Source organism: Rhodococcus sp. AG1013 (assembly GCF_003350365.1).
In the GTDB taxonomy this organism is placed as follows: domain Bacteria; phylum Actinomycetota; class Actinomycetes; order Mycobacteriales; family Mycobacteriaceae; genus Prescottella.
In genome coordinates this window covers 527,561-536,529 of sequence record NZ_QQAT01000001.1, presented here as the reverse complement: position 1 = coordinate 536,529, position 8,969 = coordinate 527,561, and the positions used below count along the sequence as shown (strand labels likewise).

General features: G+C 67.8%; 9 protein-coding genes and 2 pseudogenes. 7 read left to right on the top strand and 4 right to left on the bottom strand.

Annotated elements, in window-relative coordinates:
* Positions 1-117, top strand: a pseudogene (locus tag DEU38_RS28950) (pyridoxal 5'-phosphate synthase lyase subunit PdxS); the annotation flags it as partial.
* Positions 118-133: 16 nt separating this feature from the next.
* On the opposite strand, the gene DEU38_RS02560 reads toward DEU38_RS28950, so the two are convergent.
* Entirely contained in the window at positions 134-748 is a 615-nt protein-coding gene (locus DEU38_RS02560) for an alpha-L-fucosidase (RefSeq protein ID WP_114718521.1), read from the bottom strand.
* Between DEU38_RS02560 and DEU38_RS02555 the strand changes: the two genes are divergently transcribed.
* Positions 704-1,498: a hypothetical protein gene (locus DEU38_RS02555; protein ID WP_114718520.1), complete on the top strand. Its 795-nt coding sequence runs from the start codon at positions 704-706 to the stop codon at positions 1,496-1,498. The two genes, DEU38_RS02560 and DEU38_RS02555, sit on opposite strands and share 45 nt — an antisense overlap.
* A 9-nt stretch (positions 1,499-1,507) precedes the next feature.
* Here the strand turns inward: DEU38_RS02555 and DEU38_RS02550 are convergent, their stop codons facing one another.
* From DEU38_RS02550 to DEU38_RS02540, 3 genes are all read right to left on the bottom strand, one after another.
* On the bottom strand, positions 1,508-2,686 hold the full coding sequence (locus DEU38_RS02550) for a hypothetical protein (protein ID WP_114718519.1): 1,179 nt from the start codon (positions 2,684-2,686) through the stop codon (positions 1,508-1,510).
* A 72-nt stretch (positions 2,687-2,758) separates the two neighbouring features.
* Positions 2,759-2,959, bottom strand: coding sequence for a hypothetical protein (locus DEU38_RS02545; protein WP_114718518.1), 201 nt, complete (start codon positions 2,957-2,959; stop codon positions 2,759-2,761).
* Positions 2,960-3,134: 175 nt separating this feature from the next.
* Entirely contained in the window at positions 3,135-4,010 is an 876-nt protein-coding gene (locus tag DEU38_RS02540) for an SDR family NAD(P)-dependent oxidoreductase (protein WP_114718517.1), read from the bottom strand.
* Positions 4,011-4,142: 132 nt separating this feature from the next.
* On the opposite strand from DEU38_RS02540, the gene DEU38_RS02535 reads away from it, so the two are divergent.
* From DEU38_RS02535 to DEU38_RS02515, 5 genes and pseudogenes are all read left to right on the top strand, one after another.
* The gene (locus DEU38_RS02535; protein WP_114718516.1) at positions 4,143-5,378 is read left to right on the top strand and encodes a CaiB/BaiF CoA-transferase family protein; all 1,236 of its coding nucleotides are present in this window, start codon (positions 4,143-4,145) and stop codon (positions 5,376-5,378) included.
* Positions 5,378-6,313, top strand: a complete 936-nt coding sequence (locus DEU38_RS02530) for a hydroxymethylglutaryl-CoA lyase (protein WP_114718515.1) — start codon at positions 5,378-5,380, stop codon at positions 6,311-6,313. The genes DEU38_RS02535 and DEU38_RS02530 overlap by 1 nt, the downstream gene beginning before the upstream one ends.
* Positions 6,314-6,331: 18 nt before the next feature.
* Positions 6,332-6,766 (top strand): PPOX class F420-dependent oxidoreductase, encoded by a 435-nt coding sequence (locus DEU38_RS02525; protein ID WP_114718514.1) that lies wholly within the window; start codon positions 6,332-6,334, stop codon positions 6,764-6,766.
* A gap of 127 nt (positions 6,767-6,893) precedes the next feature.
* Positions 6,894-7,601: a hypothetical protein gene (locus DEU38_RS02520; protein ID WP_258557606.1), complete on the top strand. Its 708-nt coding sequence runs from the start codon at positions 6,894-6,896 to the stop codon at positions 7,599-7,601.
* Positions 7,598-8,948: pseudogene (locus DEU38_RS02515) on the top strand (DUF222 domain-containing protein). Before DEU38_RS02520 ends, DEU38_RS02515 begins: the two are co-directional and overlap by 4 nt.
* The last annotated feature ends 21 nt before the right edge of the window (positions 8,949-8,969 follow it).

The following is an 8,969-nucleotide window of genomic DNA, read 5'->3' as shown; positions in this document are numbered from 1 at the left end:
TTCCACGACGACCCCGACGTGCTCGCCAAGGTCTCCCGCGGACTCGGCGAGGCCATGGTCGGCATCAACGTCGACGACATCCCGCAGCCGCACCGACTCGCCGAGCGCGGCTGGTGATCCGGCACGTGGCCGGCTAGCCGGCCACGCCCGCCAATCGAAGCACGTACGTGGCCGAGACGGGCACCTGCGGAGGAAGTTCGACGGAAAGCCGGCCGTCGATCGTGGAGAAGTCCAGTGCGGCGGGGTCGCCGAGCAGTTCGACCCCGTCCACGTCACGAATGTCGACTCCGCGCAGCGTGAAGCGTCGGGTTCCGGGTAGTTCCAGCAGGAACGCGAACACGTCGGAGCCCTTGCGGGTGTACCGCATCTGAGTGCCCTCGAACGTCGTTCCGGCAGCAGTCGTCCACGGCCGGCTGCCGATCACCGCGTCGCGGTTGACCGCCATCCACTCCCCCAGCCCACGCAGCGGAGCCTGCTGCACCTCGGGGATCGTGCCGTCGGGGTCGGGACCGATTCCGATCAGCAGGTTGCCGTTCTTGCTGACGATGTCGACGAACGAGCGGATCAGCTCGGTGGCCGTGACGATGTCGTCCGGTCGTTCGTTTCGATTGGCGGCGAACGAATGTCCCACGCCGCGAGTCGATTCCCACTTCTCGGTGACGACGGTGTCGAACGTGGCGTATTCCGGGCTGCGGAAATCGTAGTGCGGCGACGCCGGGAACGCGAGTTCCTTCTTGTCGTCCGGCAGCCGACCCCCGCCACCACCGAACCGTCAAACGAATGGCACCAACTGGACCACCGGCCCGAGAACCTCGCACTGCCAGGCGTCGCCACCGGGGAGCGTTTCGTCCTGACCCCGGCCGGTCGCGAGCAGGCCACCGCGACCGGGCCCTTCGAGGACCTCCACTACGCCAACCTGTACTGGTTCGACGATCCCGCAGATCCCGCGATCGACACGTGGGCGGAGCTGGCCGAGAGCACGTTCCGCGAGGGGCGCCGCCCGGACATCGGACTCCTCGAACGCCCGTTCATGAGCTTCCTCCGACGGATCGGTGGCGCGATCGCACCGCACGTGCGGCTCACGCCCAGGGCGGTGTGCTTCCGACCGGTCTCCGGGATGCTGCTCGACGTGCGAGTCCTCGCACCGGGGCTGGCGCGCGAGCAGCTCCACGAGTGCTATCGCACGCAGCTCGAGGATGTCGTCCCCGCACTCGTCGACGTCCCGGGCGTCACCTCGGCGTGGTCGCTGGTGAGCGTGCCCGACCTGGTGCCCCCGGTCTGGCCGAGCCGGGAAGGCGCGGCCGAAGACGAGGCCGCGATCCTCGTCACGCTCGTGGCCGTGGAGGACAACCCGTCGACGGTTCTGTCCCGACTACGCGATTCGGGGGCGCCATGGTCCGAAACCGGCACCGAGAGCGGCGGCGCGCTCTTCCGGGGCGCGCTCGAGGCGATCACCCCATGGCAGTGGGACTGGTTCGACGGCGAGGCAACGGCCTGATGCCGGAGGTCACGACGCGCCCCGGGCGGTGAGTGCCGCGATGTCACCGCCCAGCGCACTCCGATAGGTGCCCATCAATTCCTCGACACCACCGAACTGATCGCCGACCTGGTGCGTGTTGTCCGCCGACAGCTCCCGGTTGCCGGAACGGGCGATCAGATCGTCGATCCGGGTATCGAGGCTCGTGGCCCAGCGCATCGACGCCATTGCTCGCAGCTGGGTCTCGGCCTGCGACAGCAGGTCCCCGATCCGGGCCAGTGCGGCGACCCGATCGACCAGCTGGTCCCACACCGGCACCAACGCGTCGTGGCGCGACTGCACTTGGTCGCGAGCAGCCGGCGTGGAGGTGAGCGCGTTGTCGAGTTCACCGAGGATGCCTTGCAGCGCAACGGTGTCGACCGCGATCTGCGTGAGCTCCTCCGCGAGATCCAGCTGCGCGCGCTGCACCACGAAGTGCTCCGAATGCCATGCGGGAGAACCCTCGATCCGGTCGTAGAGCGAGCCGGCGAGGAACAGCAGGGTGTCGTAGCGGTCGGCGAACCGATCGTCGTCGGGTTCCACGGCACGTTCGAGCGCGTCGACCGCCCGGCGACCCACGTCCTCGGCCCGGGTGTGCTCGGACAGCCGGGCCACATGCTGCGCCGTCGACTCGAGCACCGCGTTGCGGAACTCGTGCAGATGCCGCCGCTCGACCGGCAACGGAGCGGGGGTGTGCTGCAACGCCGCGAACAGCGCGTCGCGCTGTCCGGGGTCCAGATGCACCCCGTCACGGCGCTCGCGGCGAATAGCCCGGACGCCACCGCCGTAGTGCATGTTCGACATCGTCACCGCCGAACGCAGCCCGTCTATACGTTTCGCCAGCTCCGCGGCGCGATAGCGGTGCGCCAGCTGGACCGGGCCGGGCCGCAACGACGCCGCCCGGGTGGCAAGCCGGGCGTGCTCGTCGGTGAGCAGGCGAAGACCACCGAAACCGCCGATCGACGGAATCGTCCGGCCCGCACGACGACGGGCGGTCAGGGCTTGCCGCGTCGGCCCGTCCACTCGGCTCGCCGCGATCAACAGCGCGGCGACGTCGGACAGCGGCGGGTGCCGGCCGTCGAGCCGGGCACGCTCACACCAGCGGCGGACCTGGTCGTTGATACGGGCGCGCCGTTCGGTCACGGCGGCGGACGGGTCGGGTGCAGGCATCGCGCCTCCTCGAAGGGCTCCTGCCCACCACTGTCCCAGAAATCCGGAAACTGCGTGGCGACGACGACGCCGTCAGCCTGCGATTCGGCCTCGCGGCTCGAGGCGGCCGTGCGATTCGGCCCGGATGCGGAGCAGCAGCAGCCCCGACACCGACGCGACGATCAGCGCCGCGACCGTGGCGTGCACGTGCAGTTCGGCCACCCCGACACCGGCCACGACCAGACCTACCAGGAACAGACTCAGCAGAACGAACTTGATTGCGGTGGACTCCATGACGACTCCCTCACGTCCCAGGCGCGTGATTTCGACTCGGGTGTGCGGACAACGACGGCTACGCGGTAATTCACGTCCGCCACGAACGCTAGACCCGACGGTCGCCCCCACCGGGACGACACGTCGGGTCCGCGCGGTCGATACCGATCCGATACGTGTCCGCTGCAGATCGGTGTCAGTCGATGACGGCGTCGGAGAACACCGGCGGGTTACCGAGGAACTGGCGATGCGACGGCGGCTGCTTCCCCTCGAGGTCCTTGACCCCGAGTTCCTCCGCGACCTCGGCGCCGACGAGCACCTGGCCGCTGCGCTTCATCAGCTGGGGGTCACGGGCCAACGCGTCGATGACGCGTCCGGGGAACTCCGCCGACTCCGCGGTCGCCGCCAGTCCGTCGTACGCGCCCGGGTTCGCATCGAACCCGGCCTTGGTGCGCTCGGTCAGGAGCAGACCCATCCAGAGCGAGACGACCGCGACGTTGAACGGCCGGAAGTCGACAGCCATGTCGTGGGCCATCTTGTCGACCGCGGCCTTGCCGGCGCCGTACGCGGGGCCGTGCATGTAGCAGGTACCGCCGAACGACGAGGTGTTGACGACGAGGCCCTCACCGTTGGCGGCGAGCAGCGGTGCGGCGTAGTAGCTCGACACGTAGCTGGACCGCATGCCGACGTCGAGCACGTCGAGCAGCGACAGCGACTTCTCCCAGAACGGGCCCTTCTTGGTCAGCTCGTCCGGCACGTTGAGCGCGTTGTTGACCAGGATGTCGAGGCGTCCGTGCTCCTCGCGGAGCTGCGCGAAGAACGCCTCCACCTGGGCGTCGTCGCTGTGGTCGAGGACGACGGGAACTCCCTCACCGCCGCGGCGGGTGATCTCCTCGGCGGTGGCGAACACGGTGCCCGGCAGGGGTGCGTCGCCCTCGGTCTGCGTCCGTCCGGTGACGTACACCTTCGCGCCGGTCGCCCCGAGCGCGAGCGCGATTCCCTTGCCGGCACCGCGGCTGGCTCCGGTCACCACCACGATCCGATCCGAACTCAGACCCACCATGCACTCCATCCGTCGTCGGGCGACCACACATCGAATGTGGCCCACGTCTCATTCAGCACACCGTATGCGCTGGCGTATCCGCATGTCATTTCCCGCTGGACGGGAGAACCACGACGCGCCGGAAACTGCTTGAATCGAGGGATGACGCAGGACATCCCGACCCGGCCCCTCGAGGGCGTGCGCGTGCTCGAGCTGGGCAACTACATCGCGGCCCCCACCGCCGGTCGGCTGCTCGCCGATTTCGGCGCCGAGGTGATCAAGGTCGAGAGGCCCCGCACCGGCGACGAACTGCGCAACTGGCGTCTGTATTCGGGCACCACGTCGATGCTCTACCGCACGATCAACCGCAACAAGAAGTCGATCGTGCTGGACCTGCGGACCGAGGAAGGCCGGCAGCTGGTGCTCGACCTCGCCGCGCAGTGCGACATCCTGCTCGAGAATTTCCGGCCCGGCACGCTCGAGAAGTGGGGCATCGGCCCCGAGCAGTTGGACGCGGTCAATCCCGATCTGGTGATCACCCGGATCTCCGCGTTCGGTCAGACCGGCCCGCTCGCCGAACGGCCCGGCTTCGCCGCGGTCGCCGAGGCGCTCGGCGGATTCCGGGAACTCGTCGGCGACCCTGACCGTCCGCCGGTCCGGGTGGGTGTGTCGATCGGCGACTCCATCGCCGGCCTGTACGCCGCCTTCGGCTCGGTGATGGCGCTGTTCCAACGCCAGTCCCGCACGGGCGAATCGCTCGCGCTGTCGCAGCGGATCATCGACGTCGCGCTCAACGAGTCGATCATGTCGATGATGGAGTCACTGATCCCCGACTACCTCGCGTACGGCGTCAAACGCGAACGCGTCGGCGGCCGCATGGAAGGCATCGCGCCTTCCAACGCGTACCCGTGCAACGACGGCACCAGCATCATCATCTCCGGCAACGGCGACGCGATCTTCCAGCGCTACATGGAGACGATCGAACGACCGGACCTCGCCGCCGACGAGGAACTGCAGACCAACGCCGGACGCTGGGCGCGCCGCGACGAACTCGACGCCGCGATCGGCGAGTGGACGTCCCGCCACACCCGCGACGACGCGCTGCGCATCCTCGACGCGGCGAACGTCCCGTCCGGGCCGATCTACACCGCCGCCGACATCGTCGATGACGATCAGTACAACGCGCGCAACATGATTCAGACCTTCGACGTGGATACCGGCGCGGACTCACCGCAGCCGGTCGGGTTCCCCGGCATCGTGCCGGTGATCGGCGACAGGTCGCTCCCGATCGATCACGTCGGCCCCGACCTCGGCGAGCACACCCGCGAGGTACTGGCGAGCGTGCTCGGCAGATCCGACGCCGAGATCGAGCGGATAATCGCCGAGACGGAGGACTGATGAGCTACTCGTTTGCACCGCAATCGATCCTGCGCGACGTGACGCTGCGCGACGGACTGCAACTCACCGGCAAGGTGCTGCCCACCGACCGCAAGCTGGAGATCGCGCGCGGGCTCCTCGCACTGGGCGTACCCGAACTCGAGATCGGGTCGATGGCGCGGCCGGACCTGGTGCCGCCCATGGCGAACACCCTCGAGGTGATCGGGGAACTGACGCCCGAGGAACTCGACCGCTGCTGGGTGTGGGTGGCCACCCCACGCCACGTCGAGAAGGCCGCGGCTGCCGGCGCCCGCAACTTCCAGTACTGCTTCTCCGCATCCGAATCCCACAACCGCGCCAATATCGGCCGCTCCACCGACGACAGCCTGGCCGCGATGCCGGCGGCGATCGAGTTGACCCGCGCCGTCGGTGGGCGCATCCAGCTGTGTATCGCAACGTCGTTCACGTGCCCGTTCGAGGGCGACGTCCCGGCCGATCGGGTGCTGTCGATCGCGAACGATCCCCGCGCGGACGGCGCGGACGACATCGTCCTCGCCGACACGCTCGGCCAGGCGGTGCCCGCGCAGGTGGCGGCGTTGATCGGCCGGGTCGCGACCGAAAGCCCCGAGCGGCGCATCGTCTTCCACGGCCACGACACCTGGGGGCTCGGTGTCGCGAACACACTCGCCGCGATCGCCACCGGGGCATCGGTCGTGGACGGCTCGCTCGGCGGACTCGGCGGCTGTCCGTTCGCCCCCGGCGCCAGCGGCAACACCTCCAGCGAGGACATCGCGTTCGCAACCCGCCCCGGGTGGCTGACACCGGCCGCAGTGACCGGCCTCGTCGACATCGCGACTCCGATGCTCGCCGAACTCGGCGAGCCCAACCGCTCCCGCACCGCAGAGGGAACACGCTCCGCGGCACACGCTTTCGAGTGGGTGCGCCCGGGCGGGTGATCACGAGAGGAAGAGCCTATGTCCTTCACTGACGACGAGGTCGAGTTCCTGCGGTCACAACCGCTCGCTCGACTGGCGACCACGTCCGACGACGGCCAACCCGATGTCGTCCCACTCGCCTTCGAGTTCGACGGCACCCACTTCTGGATCGGTGGGACCGGCGAGCCCGTGCTTCACACCAGAAAGTTCCGAAACATACTCGGCGGCCACGACAGGGTGGCACTCGTCGTCGACGAACTGATGTCGCTCGACCCCCTCACCGCCAAGTGCATCCGGGTCTACGGGATCGCGGACCCGCCGATCGAACGCGTCGGGATCGTCGGCGCCGGACTGTACTCACGGATCATCCCGACAGTGTCGTGGAGTTGGAACATGGCGGGCGAACCGGCAGGCGACGTGTGGTACGAGCCGCGACGAGTGGTGCACACCACCGCCACGGACTCGGACGACTGACGCGGGGCCGAGGAATCGGAATCTTCCAAGTCCCCTAGAGCGATATGAATCCGCGTCAGCCGAGAAGGAGGTTGCTGGGTCAGCTTCGCTGATTGCTCGACAATTCAGGGGCGGACATACTGCTCGAATGACCATCACACGGTGTGTCGATCTATCGGCTGCGCTCTGGCTCGAACAGCGAGACGAGGACTGGCGGCGACTGGCCGCTCGCGGGCCCCGCTGCTTCGACAAGTACGCACGTCTGAGGTTCATCCCGGACCCGGGCCATCCGGGACAAAGCGCCAACAATGTCCACGCCGCTCCGGACGCGCTATCCGACAACGAACAACTCGGTGTCGTCCTGACCCAGCTGGCCCGATGCACCGGCACGCCTGATGATTGCTACTTCTGCATTTGGGATGGATGGCCAAGCTTCCACATCGACGATCCGATGCCGAAGGTCTCGATACCGAACCGCGACTACTTTCTGTTCCACGGAGCACTTGCCGACTTCGCCGAATGGGACGTCCAGATCAAGACGCTTCTGCACGACATCGAAGCCCCAACCCCAGCGTTCGTGTGGCCGGCCGATCATGCGTGGTGTGTGACGTGCGACGTCGATCCCCATTTCGCGTCGATTGGTGCTGGGTCCGACGCGATCGCTCAGCTCGTGATCAACCCTCACGTCGACGTTGTAGTCGACGATCCCGACAAAGACCACGGTATTACTGCTGAGAGGAGACGTTTTCGCTCCAGCTCGTCGTCGGCCGGCCGATCCGGCCGGGCGCCCCGCCAGGGCGGTACAACTAGAAGACCATTGACTCGAACATCAGTTCGAACTAGACTTGCAGCATGAATCCGGGGGGAATCATCGAACCAGGCGCAGCTGCCTTACCGCTGCACGCCGACGACGTGCGCGCGCTCCCCGAATCCGAACTCCTCGCCGCCGCGGTCGCCATCTCCCACGAGATCGAACGCCTCGAAACACTCCGCGTCGCCGCGGTCGCCGAAATCGACGAGCGCGCAGTCTCGTTCGACACCCTCGGCTTCCGCAGCGTCAAACTCTGGCTCGCATCGAAAACCCTCCTCCAAGTACCCGCCGCCGCCCGGATCCTCGCCCTCGGCAAAGCCCTCCGACGCCAACCCGAGATCGCCGACGCCTTCGACGGCGGCCGCATCTCCGCCGACCACGCCGGATTGATCGCCAAATTCTGCGAGCGCCCGCCCCGCGGCATGCCCGACGAAGCCCTCGATTCGTGCCGCAACGTGCTGCTGGACTGCGCCACCGGACCCACAGCCACCACCGACACCGTCCGTGGGGCCATCGCGAAACTCGAGCGAATCTTCGAATCCGACGAACTGCCCGCCAGCGAAGACACCGACCGCAACGAACTCCACGCCTCCAAAACCCTCAACGGGCGCGTCGCCGTCAAAGGCGACTTCGACTCGGGCACAGGCGAAATGCTCCTCACCGCACTGTCGGCCCTCACCAAACCGAGGAATCCGATCGACGACCCCACGAACCTCCGCACCCCCGGACAGCGGCGCGCCGAAGCATTCACCGAGATCCTGCGACACTATCTGAACTCCGGCGCAGCTCCTGTCGAAGGCGCCGAACTGCCACACCTGTCACTCCACATGAATGCCCGCGACCTCGCCCGCACCGAGCCGAACACTGACGACCACGCCGACACAGGCAGCACCACGCCCGCCGATCACGCGGACACGTTGGGAGACAAGGACGTCGCCTGGATGCCGTGGATGGGGCCGCTCACCATCGCAACCGCCCGCCGCATCGCCTGCGACTGCGACCTCACCCCGATCGTCATGAAGGACGGGGTACCACTCGACCTCGGCCGCACCACCCGCACCGTCTCGAAGAAACAACGCCGAGCCCTCGTCGCCCGCGACAACGGCTGCGCCTTCCCCGGATGCGGCGCACCACCCGCCCACTGCGAAGGCCACCACGTCAAACACTGGGCCGACGGCGGACCCACCGACCTCGACAACCTGGTGCTCCTGTGCCGCTACCACCACCGACTACTCCACCACTCGCACTGGGACGTCGAGATCGGCATCGACCGACATCCGCCCCCAAGCACTTCGTGCAGGGGGTACCCCCAGGTTCACACCACCAAGCACCGTCGACCCCCACAAGAAGCCCATCCCCGCCCACAACCGGGCCGGACCGCGGGCGGCGTAGCAGCCACACTCGAGGGACTGT